The sequence below is a fragment of the Streptomyces griseocarneus genome, from assembly GCF_014655595.1.
In the GTDB taxonomy this organism is placed as follows: Bacteria; Actinomycetota; Actinomycetes; order Streptomycetales; family Streptomycetaceae; genus Streptomyces; species Streptomyces griseocarneus.
The window spans coordinates 406,134-424,930 of record NZ_BNBL01000005.1; the positions used below are offsets into that span (position 1 = coordinate 406,134).

Sequence of the window (18,797 nt, forward strand, 5' to 3'; positions counted from 1 at the left end):
GGGGTGATGAGGCGGGTCGGGCCAAGCTGTGTGTTCCGTCTTGCGCTCTCGTATCGAAGGTATAGAGCCCTTTAATTAACTTCAAATGCATGTCAAGCACGTCTAGGATTACTCGCATGCAATTGGATTTGAACCTGCTCGCCGCGCTCGACGCGCTGCTGGAGGAGGGAAGTGTGGCCGGGGCGGCCGCGCGCCTGCACGTCACCGCCCCCGCGATGAGCCGGAGTCTGGGCCGAATCCGACGCACGACCGGAGATCAGATCCTGGTGCGCACCGGCCGCACGATGACCCCGACGCCGTATGCGATCGCCGTCCGGGAACAGGTGCACGAGCTGCTGCACCAGGTCCAGGGGGTGCTGGCACCGAGCCGTGAACTCGATCTGGCAACGTTGGAGCGCACCTTCACACTCCGCTGGCACGATTCCCTGGTCGCCTTGAGCGGCCCCGCACTGCTCGCGGCCGTACGCGGACAGGCGCCGGGCGTGCGATTGCGCTTCGTCGCGGAATCGAGCATCGACACCCCCGAGTTGCGGCGCGGCGAGGTCGACCTGGAGGCGAACGCCAACCGCACGAGCGCACCGGACATCCGTGCCGAGAACGTGGGCGAGACCCGCCTCGTCATCGTCGTGAGGCAGGGACACCCCCTCACCCGCGTGAGGACTGTCACCGCAAAGCAGTACGCCGCCGCTGAGCACGTCACCGTCTCGCGACGTGGAAACCTCAGCAATGCCCTCGACGACGCCCTCGCGCGGCTCGGCCTCACCCGCCGCGTGGTGGCGACCGCGCCCACGGAAGCGGCCGCGCTGGAGTTCGCGCGCGACTCCGATCTCCTGATCAGCGTCCCCGAAGCCACCACGCGGTCAGCGGTCGCCGACCTCGGCCTGGTCGTGCTCCCCCTCCCGCTCGAACTGCCATCGGCACCGATATACCTGTCGTGGCATCAGCGCTACGACACCGACCACGCCCACGCCTGGCTGCGCGGGCTGGCGCGAACCGCGCTGGCCATGCGCGGAGCGACGTAGCCGGCGCCGTCCGGCCGCTTCACCCATACGTCCATGCGGCCACCTTGGGAGGAGCTCCGCGTGACAGCCTGTCTTTCCCCGCCAGGGTGAAACCGGAACCGACTTGCCAACCCGGGCGACCACCAAGGCTCAAGGGACCCGCTATCCGGGGGCCTGTCAATCGAACGATTTACGTCCCCCGGCCCCCCCATGCGGACTGCCGGTCAGCCTCTGCCTTCTCCCAGCCGTGCGGTATTGCCCCCTCCCTTCGCTTCCATGGCGAGGCGGAGCAGTAGCTGTTCGCCGCCGTGGCGGGTGATGAGCTGAAGGCCGACGGGTTCGCCGCTGGGGGTGGCTCCTGCGGGGATGGTGATGGCGGGGGTGGCCGCTGATGTTGAAGGCCCAGGTGAGGGCCACGCTCATGCGCCGGCCGGGTCCGTCGTGGCCGTGGGGCGGGTGGGGCGTGGTCGGGGTGGCGAGGATGTCGACCTGGTCGAAGAGCTCTTGTAGGTGGCGGTCGTTTCCACTGATCAGTTCGGTGATGTCTGAGTGATGGTCGTGTTGCGTGCTGCGCAGGCTGCTCCATGCGGGAGCGGGGTCGTTCAGGAGCACGGTGGTGTCGGTGAGCATGAGCAGGCCAGCGTCGGTGAGGCGCTCGAGGGCTGCACGTGCGGTGGTGGCGATCTCGGGGGTGGTGTCGGCGAAGCCGAGCGTCGGCGACCAGGCCACCGTGCACGGCGACCACGGCACCGGAGGCGCGGTGTCCTGGTGCCCGGCGAGGGCGTGGAGGTAGGCGGCAGCGTCGTGGGCGTGGCGTGCGAGGGGCCCGGGGGTGTTGAGTCCGGCGCGGTCGCGTGCGGGAAAGGCGCCGTTGGTGGGCTTGAGTCCGAGGATGGCGCACCACGCGGCAGGGATGCGGGCGGAGCCGGCGCCGTCGGAGCCTGTGGCCAGGGGGACCATGCCGGCAGCCACGGCGGCGGCCGATCCTGCTGAGGAGCCGCCGGGGGAGCGGGCGGGGTTGAGGGGGTTGGTGGTGGGTCCCCGGTCGGTATGGCCGTAGGTCTGCCAGCCGCTGCCGCGGTGCGGTACCGAGGTGGTACCGATGGGGACGCAGCCGGCGGCGATCAGGCGTTCGCTCTGGAAGGCGTTGAGGCCTTCGGTGGCCTTGATGCCGAGCGGCACCCCGGCCAGGGGGAGCTGATCCCCCTGGCGGACGCGCGCGTCGATTTCGGCGGCGCGTTCGCGGGCCTGGCCGGGCCAGATTTCGCGGAATGCCCGGACGGTCACGTCGCGTTCCTCGACACAGGCCAGGGCCGCGTCGACAACCTCGAGCGCTGACAGCTCACCGGCCTGAACGGCCGCGGCGATCCGGACGGCGGAGAGAGGCGTGTAGTCGGTGATGGTGAGCACTGCGGTCCTTCGTTCAGCGGGCGCGGCCGCCGTCGTGGCCGCGACTGGTTCCCGGTCCACGGAGTTGCGGCGGCATACGGAAATCCGGATGGGAGGTGGGGCGCGCCGGAGGCCTGCCGAGGCTGTGCATGGTCGCGGCGAACTGGACACGGCTCTTGTACGGGGCGGCCGGGAAGGTCCATGACGGCACGTTGGGGTCGGCGGTCTGGCGTACGGCCCGCTCCATGAGTACGGCCATTTCGACCGGTCCTACGCCGCCGGGGACGGGGGTGATGTTCTGGGGGAGGCGAGCCGCTTCTGGATGGATGTCACCGGCGACGGTGCCATCCGCCAGGGGGGTGAAGCCGGAGTCGACGACCAGGCGGTGGTGGGGCCGGATGTGCTCCGTGGTGAGCAGGTGCGGGTTGCCGGCCGTGGAGACGACGATGTCGGCCTGGGCTGCGCGGCGCAGGTCGTCCCCCATATCGAGCGGCATGACACGCATGCCTTGGTCCTGGAGCAGCCGGACTACGCCGGAGCCGACGAACCCGCGCGCTCCCACGACGGCTATGGAGGCGTTGTCGGCGAACGGTGTGACGATGCGTGCGATCCCGTCCGCGGTGGCGCAGGCCCGCTGTAATGACCTGTCGTGGAGCAGCCCGTCGATGTCCTTGGCCGGTTCGAGGCGCTGCACGAGCGGGGTGAGGTGGGCTGGTGCGGGCATCTGCACGATGATTGCCTGCACACGCGGATCAGCGTTGTAGGCGTCGAGTCGATCGGCGAACTCGCTCGTCGAGACGGTTCCTGGTAGCGCTACGTGGTCGACGTCGAAGCCGAGGTGGGTGAAGGCCCGTACCTTCTGGTCTGCGGAGACGCGGGATGCTTCCATGCGCCGTGCCCAGTGTGGCGGATCGTTGTCCGCGGGAAGGAAACGGAGGACGGCGACGCGCTGGTCGTTGGGCTGGATGGCCTGGCGGTAGGGCTCGAGATCTCCTCGCACCGTGCGCAGAAGATCCGTGCCGGACAGCTGATGGGTAGTCATGTGCGGTCGTCGGTTTCTCAGCCGGTGTGGCCCAGGCGTGCGGTGGCAGTGGGAACGGGTTCGAGCTGCCAGGACTCGAAGAGCTCAGCGGTCTGCTCCGGAGGCAGGAGCTGTTGCCCACGCAGGTCCCCGTGGTACCGGTCGCCGGTGTAGGTCAGTGTGACCTCGATGAGAGTTGTGGCTCCTGTCGGGTCGTAGGTGGAGAATTCACCGTGGTGAGCGAACCACCGGATGGTTTGCGGGTCGAGCGCCGCGTGGGGCAGGAGCAGGGCCAGAGCGGCGGTGGCGGCAGCGGGAAAGTCGCTGATCAGACCGTAGGCATCGGGATTGCTGGCCAGCTCCGAGAGGATTACGGAGGATCGCCCGGGCGAGGTCGGCTGGACCAAACGCACCAGGCAGTGTGCATCGCGGCCCAGTGCGTGGCGCCAGTGGACGAGTCCGGTGGTGATCCGGGCCTGGGGTGAGTTGTCGATCAGAAGGTCGTCAGCCATAGGTATCTCCTTTTGCCAAGGCCGGTACAGAGTGATGCCGCCGTAGGGCGGCTGCCTTCAAGCAACGCGATGGAGGGGCGGCCGGAGGTCATCCGGTCGCCTCGTCAAGGCGGGTGAAGGCGGCTTGGAAGACGAGCAAGTGCTCGGTGGGCATCTGGTAGCCGACAGCCCGCTGCCAGGACGGGTTGTCCGGGTCGTAGACCACGGCGACCGGCGCTTCGGTGCCCTGCGGCCACCGTCCCTGGCGCACCCCGCGCTGCAGCCCCCGAGCCAGGGCAACAGTCGGCCCGCGCAAGGAGCCGAACTCGTCGCGCAAGTCCCCGGCATCGGCCCAACCGCCACCGTCGACCACTCGACGTACGAAGGTGCGGGCGGCGAGGGTAACGCTGCGCAGAAACCACTCGGCGCGGTCCTCGCTCCAATCGGTGTCCGCGGTGATGGCCAGCTCGTGGCGATGCTCGTCGAGAAGTCGAAGCAGCTTCTCCTCGAAGGCGGGTGACGCACCCTCAATGGTGATCTTCACAGGCCTCTCCGATGCATTCTTGCCTCGTTCTACATGAACAACAGCCTGCCGCACTGGACCAAGCAAGGTCAACGCGGATTCGAGGGATCGACGTGAGGTAGCCATGGCACATTGTCGCCGTGTGTCCGGCTTGTGCCGCCATCCCCGCCCGCGCGGAAAGCAGCGCACGGCGATTAGGGGCGTCCACTGCAGGCTCAGGTCTTCTGGCCCGTCGGCTACAGGGTCGGCGGGCACGGGGAGCCATGACGGGCCTGCCTATCGGAGGAGTCGGCAAGCGCTGGATCTAACCAGTGGATCACGCCGGGTTTGGCTCCTATAGTTGGCTGACACACAGATGTCACGAAGAGGGTGGGTACTGCCTTGAAGTTATCTCGTATGGCCGCGGTGGTCACCGTGGCCGCCGTCGCTCCGGCCGTCCTGCTGACCTCGTCGGCCTTCGCTGATGGCGCCGCCGCAGGTTCGTCTACACAGTCGGCCCAGAGCTCAGTGGCGAAGACCGCCGGGCAGCAGGCCGAAGAGCCCGCCGGCAAGGACCAGCAGGCGGAGAAGGACCGGAACGAGATCCTGCGCATCGTCAGCCTTGGAGGCCCGGGGGTGAAGGCTGCCGGTAGGGCGGCGCTCGATGGCACGGCCGCGGACATGAGGAAGTTCCTCGAGAACGGTCAGTTCGAGGAAAGAGACACCGACAACGAGGTCCTGATATCGCGGATCATCTACTTCGGTGGTCCTGGGGTGAAGGAGGCCGGCAAGGCCGCGCTGAAGGGCACTCCGGAAGACCGGGTCGCCTTCCTGGAGGCCGGTCAGTTCAAGGCCCTGGACGAGGACAACTATGTCCTTATCTCGCGGATCTTCAATGAGGGGGGACCCTTCGTGAAGGCTGCGGCTAAGGCGGCGTTGAAGGGCACTCCGGAGGATCGGGTCGCCTTCCTCCAGACCGGTCAGTTCGAGGCGCGCGCGAAGGACAAGAAGGCATAGATCTAACGAGCTCGTGCATGGTTGGCCGTGTGCGTTGGCGGCATCCTCGGTCCACGACTCAGTCGGCGGCAAGCAACTCGTCGACCACATCGCCACCTCACATCCGCGCGTGACCAAGGTCTGGGCCGACGGCGGCTACCGCACCACCGCCATCGACCACGGCGCCCGCCTCGGCCTTGACGTCCACCTCGTCCAGCGGCCCTTGGGAACCCGAGGATTCAAGGTGATTCCAAGAAGGTGGGCGATCGAGCGGACCTTCGGCTGGTTCATGCACCACCGCCGCCTCGCCCGCGACTACGAGACCCACCCGCACCGCTCCGAAGCGGTGATTCACCTCGCGGTGATCGACCTGATGAGCCGCAGACTCACCGCCGAATCCACCCCGAACTGGCGCGGAACCTATCCCAAGACCAAACACAAACCAGCGGATGAAATGCTCATTGCGTCCGGCGGAGTGGGCCGTGCCGCACATGCCGCGTACCGGGCGCCTGTCGGCACCGGCATCGGCCCTGGCGGCGAGGTGATCGTGGGTGGCTCCGGTCTTCCAGGTCACCGCCGCCCCGCCGCTGATCCATTGCCGATGCCCTGCCCGAAATCCGGTGGCAGGAGGAACTGCTCCTGTGGCAGGCTTCAGCCACCGAAGGGGCGTAGCTCAGCCCGGCCAGAGCAGCGGACTCCAAACCCGCTAGTCGCAGGTTCGAATCCTGTCGCCCCTGCGCGAACGGCACAGCGGCCAGGTCCTCGTGGGACCTGGCCGCTTGCTCATGGGCCCACGGGCCGGGCCGTGACGCCGGTGCGCTGCAGGAACTCCCGGGCACCGCGCAGTGTGGTGCGCAGATTCCACTGGGTCGCCCGGCTGTTGAGGCGTACGTCGAGGGGGCGCCGGGTAGCGTGCTGTGAGCCCGCAGGCCGAGCAGTTCTCTCTGGTGTCACTTCAAGATCGAGCCAGTTCTTCCAATCCCTCGTGGCCTACGTCCGGGGCGCTCATGGCCAGCCAGCCGTGGCCGCGTATCTCGGTGTCGGCGTCCACCGGGCTCGGGTGCACGGACAGGTACTCGCACGCCGTCATGGCATCGGCTGTGCCCTCGTTGGGCTCGGCCTCGTCGAACTCCGGGTCGAAATCCTCGTCGTCGACAGCCAGCGTCTCCCACGGCAGGGGCTCGCCCACCCACTCGGGGTTGCTCTCCCGCGCGTACCGGCGCCGGATGCGACCCGCTTCGGCGACCACCCAGATATCCGCTCCGCCCGCGATGTCCTCGAAGAACATCTGGGCCTGGCCGCACTGGGCGCTCAGCCGTTCCACGGCCCCCATCATGTCGTCCCAGTCCCAGCCGATGACACTGTCGAGGTTTCCGAATATCAGACGCCAGCGGTCGATTTCAGGCGTGACGAAGACCGGGTCGGCGTCCGGCCTGGCCGGCAGGTCAGCCACGTCGAGTCCCTCGCGGAAGGTGACCGGGACCCGGTCGTGGAGGTCCAGCGCCGCGAACAAGCCCTCGTAGTTCTCACCCGGTACCACGTACCACCAACTGGTCGGAAGGTAGAACGGCGGCTTCTCGCCCACGCCCTTGAGCAAGGCGCGGCGCGCCAGCAGCTTCCTGTCCCGCTGTCCCAGCCGGTCGGTGAATCCGGCCTCCAACAAGGCACCCAGTCGGTTCTCGCACATGATCGGGAAGCTTACGGTGCACTGTGAGGCGGCGATGCCCAGGTCTTCGCGGGTTCGGCGGACGAGCTCGCGGACAGCCGGCTTCCAGGGGGCGAGGGCGGAGTCGAACTCGCGAACGTAGTCCAGGGCCCGGGTGAATTTCACGCGGGCGAGGATGCCGACGGACCGGTTGCCTGGTTGCGATTTTCCGGTTTCGGGTCAGTGGTGTGAGAGACAGCGGGCATTGGTGTGCTGATGCTGGTCGGTGGCTGTTTCGGGGTGTGGGTTCACTGTCTTGGGGTGAGAGATCGGGGTGGGATCGCTGTCCTGGGGGGGGGATCGCATGAGGGGTGATGCAGTTTCAGATTTGTGTGTTCTGATCCACTGGCCGGTGGATGGTTGGTGTGATCGATGGATGGATCCGGAAGAGCATCACCCGGTCTCGGAGGGGTTGGGGGGCGGTTCGGGCGCTGGTTCTGCCGGCTGTGTCGGTTCGGGCGTTGCGCAGGGAGGGGAAGCCCCCCCACTGGGCATGTGAGGTCGGCGGCGGACGCGCTGGGTGTGCGGGAGCGGGCGGTGTGGCGGTGGCTGGCCGGGGCTGAGAAGGACAAGGCTGCAGCCCGGACGCCGGGGGCGCGTGCCCCGTACCACGGGAGGTTCACGGTCACCCCCGAGATCCGGGCTCTGCTCGGGCTGTGGAAGGGGAACGTTGCCGCTGTCCACCGTGAGCTGACCGCTCGCGCGGCCAGGGGCGAGGGGGAGCCGCCGCCGTTGCCGGCCACCCCGCGGGCCGGGGCTACAGGTGTGGTGGTTCCTCGCGTCAGCCTGGCTCGAGGTCGGTGCGCATGGCCCGGAGCAGGCGCTGCTGGCATTGACGGAAGTGTTCGCGCTTGGTCGTGCACCGGGGATCGTTCCAGCGTTTACCGGCAGCGACTTCGTTGCGGTATTCGAGCAGGGCGTTCAGCGCCGCCTCCGTGCAGTGCCTGACCTGTTGGCTTGTCGTCAGCTCCATTTGGTAGCGGCGGGCGTACACCTCGTGCTCACGCACCGCCGCCCCGGCTGACCTCTTGCGCTCGGATGACCTGCGTGGCCAACGGCTGGCCGCGAAGATCTGTTCCCGCGCCACGAACAAGGCTGCCAGGAACTGTGCGTACGCGGCCCGTTGACGCTCCTGCCGCCCGTGCCCGTTCCTCTCGACGCCAGCGTCTGCGGTCTGCCAGGTAGGCAGCAGCGACGGCGACCAGGCCGCCGGTCACTGCGCTCGCCGGTGCTGTCCAGTCCATCGCACCAAGCTGCCACCGACGCCACCAGCGCGATACTTCTCGGCCGTCGCACGCCCGGTCGCGGCCGGGATGGACCTGCGCCGCTCCCGTCGCCGCGTGGCCCGCGGCCCTGCTGCCCGTGGGGCGCCCGGGCCAGGTATGCAGATGTGCAGCCGACGGCTTCGCCGATGTCACGGGTGCCGTCGGGGGTGCACCCTCGGAACCTCCGCGACCTGCGGGCCGGTCCTCCCGGTTTCACCTGTCACGGAGAGTTTCACGGTCATGCCTCTCCAGCCGTCCGCGCCGCAGCGACCACGGCCTCGTACACCTCCAGTGCCGGCCGGGGCTCGCGTCCCAGGAGCGTGCGCAGGGCGTTGTCCTCGATCCCGCTGCCGTCCAGGAAGCCCCCGGCGATCACTGAGTACGTGCCCACCAGCATCGGCACCTGGTAGGGCAGCGCCTGGCCGGCCTCTGTGATCGCCTCGCGGGCGGCGCCGAGCGAGGAGGGCTCGTACGAGCCGCCGATCGCGGCGGCCAGCTCGGCGCCGCCCAGGGCCCGCTCGCCGACGAGCTCGTACACCCGCCCCGCGTGCCGATCCGGCTCGGCCGCCACCCGGGCCGCCACCGCCGCGAGGTCGGCGCGGGCCACCGCGGCCAGGCGGCCCTCGCCCAGCGGCGCCGCGATCGTCCCGTCGGGTCCCGGGGCCGCGATACCGGCGAGGAACTCGGCGTAGAGCCCGTTGCGCAGGATCGTCCACGCCAGCGGGCTGCGCCCGAGGCGGCGTTCGGTCCAGCGGTGGGCGAGGGCGTAGGCCAGGTGGTCGCCGTCGCCGCTGAGGCTGGTGTAGACGATGTGCCGCACGCCCGCTCTCTCGGCCGCCGATATCGCCGCGTCGTGGCGGGCGATGACGACGTCGTCCTCGCCGTACCCGGCCGAGATGAGCAGCAGGGTGTCCACGCCGGTGAAGTCGAGCGAGGACGGGTCGTCGAAGTCGACGCGCCGCTCCGCGGCGGAGCGGGGGGTGCGGGTGCCGAGGACGACGTCGTCCCGCCCGGCCAGTTCGTCGGCGACGAGCTGTCCGAGAGCGCCGCCTGCACCGGTTACCAGAATCATTGAGATCTCCCTCCTGAGCTGTGTGTTTCCATCATGGGGAGCGAGTTTCGATCGCATAAGGAGGCACTTTGATGTCAGTAGGGCACACCGCGGTAACCACCTCGGTGCCGGACGAGCCCGTGATCGTCTGCGAGACGCCGCAGGACGAGTGCGGCGTGAGGGATGTGCTGGACCGGCTCGGCGACAAGTGGTCCGTTTACGTGGTGGTCGAGCTCGCCTCGGGCATACGGCGGTTCAAGGAGCTGCAGCGCGCCATCCCGGGCAATATCTCGCAGCGTATGCTCACGCTTACTGTCCGGCGTCTGGAGCGCGACGGGGTGGTGACGCGGACCGTGTATCCCACCGTGCCGCCCCAGGTCGAGTACGAGCTGACGGAAATGGGTCACAGTCTCACCCACCTCGTCAAGGCCCTCGCGGACTGGTCGATCGCCCACCGGCCGTTCATTGCCGCCTCGCGGGCGGCCTGGGACGCCGCTCACTCGGAGCCGACGGCCGGCGAATGAACGGCCCCGGGCTCCACCGGGTGATGCGCGAGCGCGTCCCCGAGCCGTGGACCCCGCTGCCCGGGGTGTGTCCGGCGGAAGCGAGGAGTGGTCATGGTGGCGTTGCCGATCGTGTTCCTGGGCATCGTCGGCACGCTCGCGTCGAGGCTCACAACACAGCGGCTCGCCGAGAATGGGGCAGGGCCAGGGAACTGGACCACATCGAACGACAGCGCGCCGGCAAACGGAGATACGAGGCGGAGCAGGCGGCCGCGGAGGCCCCCCCGGGGCTGCGTCACGCTGAACACCTCGCCCCTGGAGGACCACTTTGAGCTGAACAACTTCTGGTACGTGCTCCGCGGTGGCCGTGTCACGGATGACCTGCGATCGCTCCTGGACGACGCGCGGCGCGGGCACCGCGCGCGGTACCCCCAGACGCGGATGCGTGTCCGGGACGATGCTCTCGCCCCCGCCCACGGCGGCACCCTCGAGCTCGGCCGGGTGGGCAAAGCCCTCGAACGTCTCGACGGCGGGATACCGCCGCGCGGTGAGGGCGAGTTTCTGGAACAGGCGCGCAGCCAGGTCGGCAAGCGCGCCTCCCGCCGGGCGAAGGCCCGTTCCCGCGAACTGAGCGCCGCCCCCGACCTCGACCTCTGGTGCGACGCCATCGAGTCACAGCGCAGGACAAACGGATACAACCCTCTCTGAGGAGCGGGCCAGTCGGCGTGCAGCTGATCCACCGGACGCCGTCTCAAGGCGCGGCCGGGCAGGGCTGGAGGAGGTTCTCGGCGACGTTCGTGCGGTGGTGATGCGGGTGGATCGGGCGACGGCCTCCACCACGCCGTCCAGGCCGTCGCCACCCTGCACAACCTCGCCCTCACCGGGTGAAACGGCAGGTCAAGCACCACTCCAACCTGACGGAGACGGACCTTCCGCCGTAGCCGCACGACATCCACCCGTCCTTCGCGTTAGCCCCGGCCTCTGCAATGGGGTACGGGGCGCCACACCGGTTCTCGGGCAGACGGGACAGCCCCGCCTCTCCCGCGCCCCGTTCGCCGGCTGGCAGACCGATCACGCTGCCGACGCCGGCGTGCGTGAGAACCCGCACCTGGAAGGTGCGGGCTGTCGACGAACCCGTCACGGTCGCGTGCTTCGCTCACCACACGCACCTCAAGGCGGCCGTTCCTGTGCCTCCCACGGCGCCACCAGTCCGCAGGCGATTCAGCTCACCCAGATGCCCTCGGGTGAGAGCCGGCGCGCGAGTTGCGTGCCCGACTCACTGATCGGGGTGGACCAGGACACCTCGGCTACTGAGGAGCCGAAGTCGTCAGCGAGTGCCTTGACGAGCGTGGCGCCCACCCTCTGACGCCGGTAGGCACCGGCCACCCAGACCAGGCTGATTTGGGGCCGCAGGGTGTCGTCCGCGTCGCCGTACGGGGAGTCGTCGACAAGATCCCAGGGCCGGTGATGGCCGGTGTCACGGGCCGCCAGGTAGCCGATGACATGCCCGTTCGCCTTCAACAGGTAGGCTCGGACATTGTCCTCGGTCTCCTCGGGCTCGCCGATGTGGGACCAGGAGCGGAAGTCGTAGTGGTTCTCCTTCTGTGGCATCCGCGCCACCTTGTAGGCGAGCTTCCGCCACGCGATGGGGGACTGCGTCGTCACTACGGCCAGGTCACCCAGCCAGCCGAGGTTCTTCGCCACCCGCACTCCGAACGTCCATGCCGCGTGGTGGTCGGCGTGCTCGCGACCGCTGTTCCAGTCCTCCTTCAGGCTCATCCCGCACCGGCAGTCACTGCCGACGGGAGGCAGCACGGTCCGGAACCGGACGGGCGTGGCGCGACAACTGAGGTCCTGGTCCCGGCCGCCCACCCAGGGCCGAAAGGGCGCGTCATCCGATGCGACATGACCGCTCCACCGGTCCACCCACCCGGGGTACCGCCCGGGGAGCTTCTCCCGCAGCTCCTTCTGTGCCGGCGGCAGTGTCGGGCGCACCCACACGCTTCCGGCCGTCGCCCGGCCGTTGAGACGCAGGCCGCTTCTCTTGGCCTTGCCGCGCAGGAACCTCAGGAACACACCAGGAGGCGAGTGGAAGTCCACGCCCCGCACCAACTCCCGCTCACCAGGAGCGAGCCAGTCGTCCACGGGCAGCGCCAGCCGGCAGGCCAGCGCCTCAAGCCCGCTGTAGTCGTGGTCGAGCTCGGCCACGCGCAGGGCTTCGACCGCAGCCTCGACCTCCGCGTACGGAACGGACAAGGCGACCCAGCGTGACCCGCTGCTCCAGACGAAGCCGCCCGGGAACCCGTCGTACCAAAGACGGTCGGCGGCCGCACCGCGTACCTTCTCGACGGCGTCGCTGTAGAGAGTCGGCAGCTCGGCCGCATGGCCCCTTCTGGACGCGGCATCGACGTACCCGTCGCGGTCGAGCTCGACCGTGGCGTACCACCGAGTCGGCCGGACACGGATCTTCCGGCAACGCCAGTCGCCCGGATCGGCATCAAGATGGATGGTCCGCTCGCTCATCTGCTGCTCCTCGTCCTGCTGTCTCTTTCCGGTACCTACACGGCGTCGCCGCAGGAACACAGACCGCGGGGCAGGACTACGCAGTGGTGTCCGGCTTGCTCAGGACGGGGTTCCAGGCGAACCACTCCAGGACGTCAGCGCCCAGTACCCAAGGAGACTCCAGCAGGAGCCTGCCCGTCGCGTAGAGGTCCGCGGTGACGCTGTCCGGCGCCGGCCCGTGGGGGTGCGCGGAGTCGACGAGACGGCAGGCCGCCTCCGCTGTGGCATCGGCGTGTTCCTCGACTTCCGGTGCGGCACCGGCGGAGAGATCCGTTGCCTTCTCGGCGACGGGCGGTTCGGGGCGGGGGCGATGAAGGTGCGGAGTCCTCGGCTCAGGGTGCGACGCGGCTGCGCTGTGGTCGCGGCAGGAGCCTGCCGTACGGCCGGTAGGGGCCGGGTCCGAGGTCCTCCAGAGTGAACGAACGTGTGTACGGCGTGCCTTCGGTGTCGGCGCACGGCGGCTTGCCCAACCCCTACGGCGTCCGCTGGTCACCGCTGGAACCACACGAACGAGAACGGCGCTCACCCCACGGCGGTGCGGGGGTGAGCGCTGTCGCGCGTCACAACCAGTTGGGCCCGTCGGCGCCAGCAGGGCAATCACGTGTCGGCGCCCGGACCCGAAGGGAGAACGTAGACGTACGGGTACGGGTACGGGTACGGACAGCCCGGATCGTTGAATTGCGTGCGCACCCGGTGCCTGAAGTTGATCACGATGCTGACGGCAGCCGACGCCACGGTCGCGGCCGCGCTGAACACCACTCACGTGCTCCTCCCTCAATCTGGCAAGAGGCAGGTGCTGTGCCCCTGGAGGACATCGACACGAGGCCTCAATTGGTCGATTTCCTGTCGTTTGCCGATAGTTTCACGCTCATCCGAGCAGAAGCGGAGAGGCCAGTGAAGGGGAGAGCCGCGTCCATCTGGTTCACGCCTGCCCTGCGCACACTCACGGCCTTTCTGGGTGCGGCGTCACTTTGCGCGGGGGCACTTGCGGTCTTCGTGACCCAAAACGGGACCGGCTCGGCGGCGCTGATCGTATTGGGGGGCGTCCTGGTTCTCCTCGCTCTGCTCGGCAGTCGCATCGAGAGCCTGGAGTTCGGAGGGGCTACGCTGAGAATGCGGGCCGATGCAGCGGAGAGGTTCGCCTTGGCGGAGGAGTCCGAGCGCCAGGGAGACATCGCCACGGCCCATGAGCTACGTGCAGAGGCGAGGACCCTGATGGACGCTGCACGGCCCATCGCCACCGAGTACGGCTCAGTACGCCGCTCTATGCGCCCCGGTGCCTCACGTCTCTGGGCGTTGGAAGAGGTCGTTGCTCGTGCGCGCCGCTTGGCACGAGAACAGCCCTTCGAGCCGGCCGAGGTCTCGCGCTGGTTGCGGGAGGGCACGGACGAGGAGCGCATCACCGCCTTGGCAATGATGCAGGCCAGCCCCGAACTGTGGAACTTCGAGGCCACCCTCGCCGCCATCACGCACTCGCACACCCCCTTTGAGCAGTACCACGCCTTGCGGCTTGCGGCGCAAATGGTCGACATGCTCGACGCGGACCAGGCCAGGAGGCTGGCCGAAGCGGTAGAGGCACAGCGCTTCGGGCCGGACGCGGATCGCAAACTGCTGGGCGAGGAGATTGTGCGAAAGGTGCGCGGGCGCTCGCACGAGCAGTGACAGCCCGGCTGTTCCACGTCCGCATGGGCGGACCGGGCTCGACACCAAGGCCAAAGGCATCGTGTGAATGTTCGCTGACAGACTCCCGCCGCGCCCAGCTCGAGGGCTACTGCGGGACATCGCCCCCGTGATCGGCGTGGCCTACGGGCGAGTCGCAGCGGGGGCTCGCAGCGAGGCGGACTGCGTCACGCTCGCGGAAGCGATGGGGATGAGCGGGCTCGTGCCGGGCAGGCCGCGAGTGCCTTGTAACCTCCGGTTCGGAATTGCGTTTGTCGCTGCGTGGCCTACAAACCCGAGGAATGGACGACCGTCGGCAGCTGGATGTCGGTATGCGGTGCGTTCCTCGCCTTCGTCGGATCATCGGCACGCGCATGGTTCACGTTCCAGCAGCTTCCCGGCCCTAGTTATCGACTGGCACTCTCTCGCAAGGAGAAGTGGCATTTCAGGGCGCTGTTGATCATTTTGTTCCCTGTGTTGACCTTCATGTTCCTGCGGTTGCTGTTCTCGCCAGTCGATGAGGAAGATCGTAAGGAGATTGCCGAGGTGCGGAACCAGTTCATCGGATGGTCCCTGGTGCTGCTCGGTTCGCTAGGCGGTCTCGGCTCAGCAGTGATCAAGCTGATCAACACCAGTGGTTGAAGGCCAACAGGCGGAGCAGTGTCCGGATTCCGGCGGTCTCATTCGGGTGCCCCGTGCTCGCCCCGATAGCAGGTCCTGCTGGCTGACCAGGCGGGCGCCCCTATGCGTAGCTGTCCGCTGAGGAACGACTTTCGCACGGCAGGCTGCCTCTCATGACCACAGCGCCCGCAACACCATCTCGTACCCGTTCTCTCGGCAAGGGCGTGCGAGCGATCATCCGTACCGAGTCTGCCTCGCCGGCTGAGCAGGCAGCCGCGCTGATCGCCACTATTGAGGATGTCCAGCTGCCTGCGGCTCTCCTCCATGCCGCGGCACTGATTCTGGAAGCAGCCTCGCAGCCTGAGCCGCTGGACGAGGCCACCCGGAATTGCGTGGCCGAACTGGCCATGCGGTTGGCCAAGGCAGTGGACCGCGAATCCTGAGCTTCGACAGGCTCGCTCAGTCAGTGCGCTTCCGTGCGCCCGTTGTACCTGATGGGGACCTCCGCGATCTTCTGGCCGCGGTCCTCTCCACGCCGATGGCTTCTACGCGAGTGATTTCAGGCTTCGTCGTTGTCGTCGTAATGAACATTGCCGTCTTCGTCGAGGTGGGGGTGGCGTGGTGCGGGTGGGTGGCTGTTGGTGTCGGAGGGGCGTGGTCCTTCTGGACCGTCGGGGCCCCATCGCAGTAGTCGGCGGGCGTGGCAGATCTGGTAGACGGTGCCCCCGACCTCGAGCTGGTTCGCGCGTTCGGTCCGCAGCCGGTCGGCAGCCTGGACGTACTCGGCCAGCTCTCCGGCCGCGGGGTCGGTGCCTTCGGCGGCCACCGCGCGGGCGTCGACCGTCCTGTCGTCGGTGTCTCAGGGAATCAGGCCTCGCTGGCGGGGCTCGAACCAGGTCAGGGAGAAGTCCAGGGCCTTGCGGGCGTCGTGGGCACGGGCGTGCACACCGCCGCCGACCTTCGACCCAGGACCGTCCCTTTCCACGCCCCTGAACACCGGAGACAGCAGCATCACGTCCGGATGGGCTGTAAGCGCCTTTTGGGAGTCCCTGCGTACGTCCTCGGGGAAACGGGCCCCGGCGTAGTCCAGATCGCGCAGCGCCAGCCGTTCCGCGGCCTGGACGGGCGTGACCGGTGCTTCGGGGTCCAGGATCAGACCGTCATCGATCCGCGCCTCCCGCTTCCCCCGGTCCCAGTTGGGGACGGCGGGCTCGGGGTGGGTCGGGCCGGGGTTGCTCGATGCCGTCCTGCCCCAGCCCGGCGTACTCCTCGGCACGCACCACCCGGTAGCGGATGCCGAGCGCGGTGAGCTCATCAACGCGTTCGCTCTCCAGCCGGGCTACCGCTGCCAGCACCGAACGCCGCTCCGCTGTGTTCTGCGCCTCGTCCTTCGCACGGAACCACATCAGCGAGTTGAGGTTGCCCTGTGCCTGCTGCGGACAGCCGGCCTTCACCGCGACCACTACCCGCCACGTGGTGCCTTGCCGGCGTCCCGTGCGGCTACCCCGAACAGCGCCCTCCGCATCAGCACCGTGTTCACATCCAGCGCGGCGTCGAGTGCGTCGGCCTCCACGGCCGCCTCCACCGAATCCTCCGGATACCTGACTAAGATCGGCCGCATCCAGTCCGGACTCATTCCCCATGACCCATACGCTCATCCTGTCGACCCCAGGCTGTGCTCACGGGGTTTCCTGATACCTAGGGCTGCGACACGCCCGTCCGGGATGGCGACACCTCTTCCCCGCGCAATAGCCGAGGGGAAGAGGAGTCGTCGCTTCCGGGCGATGCTGGTCAGGCCGGCTGGGGCTGGAGGCGGCGAGTGGGGAACGCCGGCCCTGGACCGTCCGCCTCGCTCCTGCACCCGTGTGACCAGGCGGCTCGCACAGCGGTGAGCCTCCGCATCAATGCGTCCCGGATCTCCAGCTTTGCACCACTCGTGGTCACGGAGGACTGCACGGCGCCACTGGCGAGGCTCTTACTCCAGATCCTGGCACCCGACGAGCTGTGCCTGGTCGTAGCCGGTCTTGAGGACCGAGCAGACCAGCTTCGCTACCTCGTTGTCAGCGTGGGCGGGCGTGGCCACGACCACGCTTCCGAGGGCGAGGAGAATACCTGCCGTGGCTGCGGCGGCGGCACGACGGATGCTGTTGATGGCGGGCCTCCTGAGAGTTGTGGCGGCGACTGCCGCCTGCAGAAACACCGGGAGGTTTTCCGGGCCCTCTGTACGCAAAACGCATGCTCAGGGGCTACACCGGTGCTCCGAGGGGCGCGCGTTCGCCAACCGCGCTCTCATGGTGTGTCCACGCCCCCGTGGTTCTGTTCACGAAAATGGTCAGCACGCTGGTAGGCGCCAGGGCACAAGATCAGAGTGATAGCGCATGTGAACCCGCCGCAGCGCCTTGTACCGCAGCACAGCCATGGTGACGGCAGCCCCGGAGCGGGCCGCCGTCACCGGACACGGGCAGGTCAGGCCATGGTGATCACATCAAAGGTGGCTCGACCGGCTGGTCGGGCTGGGGACCAGCCGCTGGCCCACAGCGGGTTGGCGTTGCGTTCACCAGGACAGCACGATGCAGCCGTTGCCGCCTGCCCCGCCAGCGCCGCCACCTGTTTGTTTGGCGCTGGGAGCATTGGAACTCGCGTGGCCGTGGGTGCCGCCGTGGGCGCCCTTGCCGCCGGCAGCATCAGAGCCTCCGCCGCCACCGCCGCCGGAGTGCCTGCACTTTGCCGGAATGGGCGGCGCATGGCAGCTGCCGGGGCTGGCGCCATCGCCGCCTCGGTTGACGCCCCTGTGGCCCCTGCCGTCGCCGCCCCTGTGGCCAGGGACTTGAACTGCCGCTCTTGCCGCACCTCGCCCCGTAGCTGTCGGGGTCGCGGCCCTTGCCGCCGGCACCACCGGCGGTGCCATCGCCGGCGTCCTCTCCGGCGCCGCCATGCCCGCCGCCGCTGTACCCCTCACCGCCTTTGCCTGAGTGTCTATTTCTGAAGCATCCATGTCAGAAGGGTGTCGGTCTGGGGCGTCGGGACGTCACCCAAGGAGTGCAGAAAGGCAGACATAACGACTTTCGCTGTTCTGACCATGCGCCCCGCTCAGCCACCCCGCCGGGCGTTACGACGCTCGGCTCGGCCCTCGAAATCGCAAACAGGCACTGCCCGCCTTCAGCAGCAGGTCCTCCCATCGCCATGAGAGAGCCGGGTCGTGGGGTGCTGTAGGCGGGGGCCGATCAGGTCCACGGCACGGCGGCCACGTCCGCACTGGGTGCACTACGCTCCCTAGGAATGATCACGGACCCGCCGGAGCGGACACTGATCGCTCAGACGTTCGCTGAACACCATCGTCACCGCCTGCGCGCTCTGTTCGACCTCTTAGGTGTGCCCTGGCTCGAGGACGCCGGGGAACTGGCGGCGGCTGCGGCCCGGCATTGGCTGGCACCGGAACACGGCCAAAAACACCCTCACCTGCACGCCCACACAAAGGGCCCGGGCGCTGGGCCTGGTCGGTGAGATGGCACTGCTCGAGGCGGCGTGGCCCCCGGCGGGCATGGCCTTCGACGAGACGCGCATCGTCGCGGGCCTGTGGACAGCCAACGAGCGCAGACTCCGCCTGCTGCGCCAACTGCGGGACGAACACGGCTGCCGGACCGGCCCGGTCACCCTCTGGGGTGGCCAGCGGCTGCGGAACGCACGCGACGGCGGCATCGACGACATCCTCGGCCGCCTCGCCGGCACCGACCCGCGCCTGCTGCACCACCCCTGGGCACGCTCCGAACTCACCCGCGACCCCCACGCTCGTTATCTAGTGCTGCTGACTTTTTGTGCAGGTCAGACAGGTAGCCCGCAGTTAGGCACGTAAGGCACGACGTATCGGTGGGGGATCGCTCACATGTCCAGGAAGCGGTTCAATCGCACCTCTTCCTGGACCTTCGTTCGAGCGCATCACCGAAGCTGTTACGGTCGTAACACCTTGGCCCCCGGGGGTAGCTAGGTGAGTCGAGGCCCCGGCCGCCGGTCAACGTACGGTCGCCGGCACG

General features: G+C 68.5%; 19 protein-coding genes, 1 tRNA gene and 2 pseudogenes. 10 read left to right on the forward strand and 12 right to left on the reverse strand.

Translation table 11 applies throughout. The features are described 5' to 3' along the window. Positions 1-116 precede the first annotated feature (116 nt). Positions 117-1,022, forward strand: a complete 906-nt coding sequence (locus tag IE295_RS15935; protein WP_190064270.1) for a LysR family transcriptional regulator — start codon at positions 117-119, stop codon at positions 1,020-1,022. 156 nt (positions 1,023-1,178) lie between these two features. On the opposite strand, the gene IE295_RS34255 is transcribed toward IE295_RS15935, so the two are convergent. From IE295_RS34255 to IE295_RS15955, 4 genes are all read right to left on the reverse strand, one after another. Beyond that, positions 1,179-2,411 (reverse strand): amidase family protein, encoded by a 1,233-nt coding sequence (locus tag IE295_RS34255; protein ID WP_308013147.1) that lies wholly within the window; start codon positions 2,409-2,411, stop codon positions 1,179-1,181. A 13-nt stretch (positions 2,412-2,424) separates the two neighbouring features. After that, complete coding sequence (locus tag IE295_RS15945; RefSeq protein WP_190064271.1) at positions 2,425-3,432, reverse strand: bifunctional 5,10-methylenetetrahydrofolate dehydrogenase/5,10-methenyltetrahydrofolate cyclohydrolase; 1,008 nt, start codon at positions 3,430-3,432, stop codon at positions 2,425-2,427. Positions 3,433-3,449: 17 nt separating this feature from the next. Continuing rightward, positions 3,450-3,923, reverse strand: a complete 474-nt coding sequence (locus tag IE295_RS15950) for a hypothetical protein (RefSeq protein ID WP_190064272.1) — start codon at positions 3,921-3,923, stop codon at positions 3,450-3,452. An 88-nt stretch (positions 3,924-4,011) separates the two neighbouring features. Beyond that, positions 4,012-4,446 (reverse strand): hypothetical protein, encoded by a 435-nt coding sequence (locus tag IE295_RS15955; protein WP_190064273.1) that lies wholly within the window; start codon positions 4,444-4,446, stop codon positions 4,012-4,014. Between the two features lie 375 nt (positions 4,447-4,821). Here IE295_RS15955 and IE295_RS15960 point away from each other — a divergent pair, with 375 nt between their 5' ends. From IE295_RS15960 to IE295_RS15970, 3 genes and pseudogenes are all read left to right on the forward strand, one after another. Further along, entirely contained in the window at positions 4,822-5,421 is a 600-nt protein-coding gene (locus IE295_RS15960) for an ALF repeat-containing protein (RefSeq protein ID WP_190064274.1), read from the forward strand. Positions 5,422-5,455: 34 nt separating this feature from the next. After that, positions 5,456-5,815 (forward strand): annotated as a pseudogene (locus IE295_RS34260) (transposase); the annotation flags it as partial. 247 nt (positions 5,816-6,062) lie between these two features. Then, a tRNA-Trp gene (locus IE295_RS15970) sits at positions 6,063-6,137 on the forward strand. A 218-nt stretch (positions 6,138-6,355) separates the two neighbouring features. Here the strand turns inward: IE295_RS15970 and IE295_RS15975 are convergent. The 3 genes from IE295_RS15975 to IE295_RS15985 form a co-directional block, all read right to left on the reverse strand. Next, a complete protein-coding gene (locus IE295_RS15975) occupies positions 6,356-7,231 on the reverse strand; it encodes a hypothetical protein (protein ID WP_190064275.1) in 876 nt (291 codons plus the stop codon). Between the two features lie 655 nt (positions 7,232-7,886). Continuing rightward, positions 7,887-8,114 (reverse strand): hypothetical protein, encoded by a 228-nt coding sequence (locus IE295_RS15980; RefSeq protein ID WP_190064276.1) that lies wholly within the window; start codon positions 8,112-8,114, stop codon positions 7,887-7,889. A 494-nt stretch (positions 8,115-8,608) separates the two neighbouring features. Next, positions 8,609-9,442 carry an NAD(P)H-binding protein gene (locus tag IE295_RS15985; protein ID WP_190064277.1) on the reverse strand — a complete coding sequence of 278 codons (834 nt, stop codon included), beginning with the start codon at positions 9,440-9,442 and terminating at the stop codon, positions 8,609-8,611. A 71-nt stretch (positions 9,443-9,513) separates the two neighbouring features. On the opposite strand from IE295_RS15985, the gene IE295_RS15990 reads away from it, so the two are divergent. After that, entirely contained in the window at positions 9,514-9,945 is a 432-nt protein-coding gene (locus IE295_RS15990) for a winged helix-turn-helix transcriptional regulator (RefSeq protein ID WP_190064278.1), read from the forward strand. Between the two features lie 93 nt (positions 9,946-10,038). Next, positions 10,039-10,632, forward strand: coding sequence for a hypothetical protein (locus IE295_RS15995; protein ID WP_190064422.1), 594 nt, complete (start codon positions 10,039-10,041; stop codon positions 10,630-10,632). A 513-nt stretch (positions 10,633-11,145) separates the two neighbouring features. Here IE295_RS15995 and IE295_RS16000 read toward each other — a convergent pair. Both IE295_RS16000 and IE295_RS16005 read right to left on the reverse strand, forming a co-directional pair. Beyond that, a complete protein-coding gene (locus IE295_RS16000; RefSeq protein ID WP_190064279.1) occupies positions 11,146-12,447 on the reverse strand; it encodes a GNAT family N-acetyltransferase in 1,302 nt (433 codons plus the stop codon). A gap of 636 nt (positions 12,448-13,083) precedes the next feature. After that, on the reverse strand, positions 13,084-13,245 hold the full coding sequence (locus IE295_RS16005) for a hypothetical protein (RefSeq protein WP_190064280.1): 162 nt from the start codon (positions 13,243-13,245) through the stop codon (positions 13,084-13,086). A gap of 39 nt (positions 13,246-13,284) precedes the next feature. On the opposite strand from IE295_RS16005, the gene IE295_RS16010 reads away from it, so the two are divergent. The 3 genes from IE295_RS16010 (at position 13,285) to IE295_RS16020 (ending at position 15,209) form a co-directional block, all read left to right on the forward strand. Further along, complete coding sequence (locus IE295_RS16010) at positions 13,285-14,148, forward strand: hypothetical protein (protein ID WP_190064281.1); 864 nt, start codon at positions 13,285-13,287, stop codon at positions 14,146-14,148. Positions 14,149-14,427: 279 nt separating this feature from the next. Beyond that, positions 14,428-14,787, forward strand: a complete 360-nt coding sequence (locus IE295_RS16015; RefSeq protein WP_190064282.1) for a hypothetical protein — start codon at positions 14,428-14,430, stop codon at positions 14,785-14,787. A 152-nt stretch (positions 14,788-14,939) separates the two neighbouring features. Further along, entirely contained in the window at positions 14,940-15,209 is a 270-nt protein-coding gene (locus tag IE295_RS16020) for a hypothetical protein (protein WP_190064283.1), read from the forward strand. Between the two features lie 116 nt (positions 15,210-15,325). Here the strand turns inward: IE295_RS16020 and IE295_RS34425 are convergent. The 3 genes and pseudogenes from IE295_RS34425 to IE295_RS16030 all read right to left on the reverse strand — a co-directional run bounded on the left by IE295_RS34425 (position 15,326) and on the right by IE295_RS16030 (position 16,966). After that, a pseudogene (locus IE295_RS34425) lies at positions 15,326-16,042 on the reverse strand (DUF5954 family protein). Further along, a complete protein-coding gene (locus IE295_RS33525; RefSeq protein ID WP_308437402.1) occupies positions 15,927-16,424 on the reverse strand; it encodes a DUF5954 family protein in 498 nt (165 codons plus the stop codon). Before IE295_RS33525 ends, IE295_RS34425 begins: the two are co-directional and overlap by 116 nt. Positions 16,425-16,741: 317 nt before the next feature. After that, on the reverse strand, positions 16,742-16,966 hold the full coding sequence (locus IE295_RS16030; protein WP_190064284.1) for a hypothetical protein: 225 nt from the start codon (positions 16,964-16,966) through the stop codon (positions 16,742-16,744). A 1,305-nt stretch (positions 16,967-18,271) separates the two neighbouring features. Here IE295_RS16030 and IE295_RS16035 point away from each other — a divergent pair. Beyond that, positions 18,272-18,619, forward strand: a complete 348-nt coding sequence (locus tag IE295_RS16035) for a hypothetical protein (RefSeq protein WP_190064285.1) — start codon at positions 18,272-18,274, stop codon at positions 18,617-18,619. Positions 18,620-18,797 lie beyond the last annotated feature (178 nt).

What these genes read in the sequence shown, in the direction of transcription:
- IE295_RS15985 (WP_190064277.1), bottom strand. Translation starts at nt 9,442, where the DNA reads ATGATTCTGGTAACCGGTGCAGGCGGCGCTCTCGGACAGCTCGTCGCC.
- IE295_RS15945 (WP_190064271.1), bottom strand. Translation starts at nt 3,432, where the DNA reads ATGACTACCCATCAGCTGTCCGGCACGGATCTTCTGCGCACGGTGCGA.
- IE295_RS15935 (WP_190064270.1), top strand. Translation starts at nt 117, where the DNA reads ATGCAATTGGATTTGAACCTGCTCGCCGCGCTCGACGCGCTGCTGGAG.
- IE295_RS16000 (WP_190064279.1), bottom strand. Translation starts at nt 12,447, where the DNA reads ATGAGCGAGCGGACCATCCATCTTGATGCCGATCCGGGCGACTGGCGT.
- IE295_RS33525 (WP_308437402.1), bottom strand. Translation starts at nt 16,424, where the DNA reads ATGAGCGTATGGGTCATGGGGAATGAGTCCGGACTGGATGCGGCCGAT.
- IE295_RS15950 (WP_190064272.1), bottom strand. Translation starts at nt 3,923, where the DNA reads ATGGCTGACGACCTTCTGATCGACAACTCACCCCAGGCCCGGATCACC.
- IE295_RS15995 (WP_190064422.1), top strand. Translation starts at nt 10,039, where the DNA reads ATGGTGGCGTTGCCGATCGTGTTCCTGGGCATCGTCGGCACGCTCGCG.
- IE295_RS16020 (WP_190064283.1), top strand. Translation starts at nt 14,940, where the DNA reads ATGACCACAGCGCCCGCAACACCATCTCGTACCCGTTCTCTCGGCAAG.
- IE295_RS16035 (WP_190064285.1), top strand. Translation starts at nt 18,272, where the DNA reads ATGGCACTGCTCGAGGCGGCGTGGCCCCCGGCGGGCATGGCCTTCGAC.
- IE295_RS15960 (WP_190064274.1), top strand. Translation starts at nt 4,822, where the DNA reads ATGGCCGCGGTGGTCACCGTGGCCGCCGTCGCTCCGGCCGTCCTGCTG.
- IE295_RS15990 (WP_190064278.1), top strand. Translation starts at nt 9,514, where the DNA reads ATGTCAGTAGGGCACACCGCGGTAACCACCTCGGTGCCGGACGAGCCC.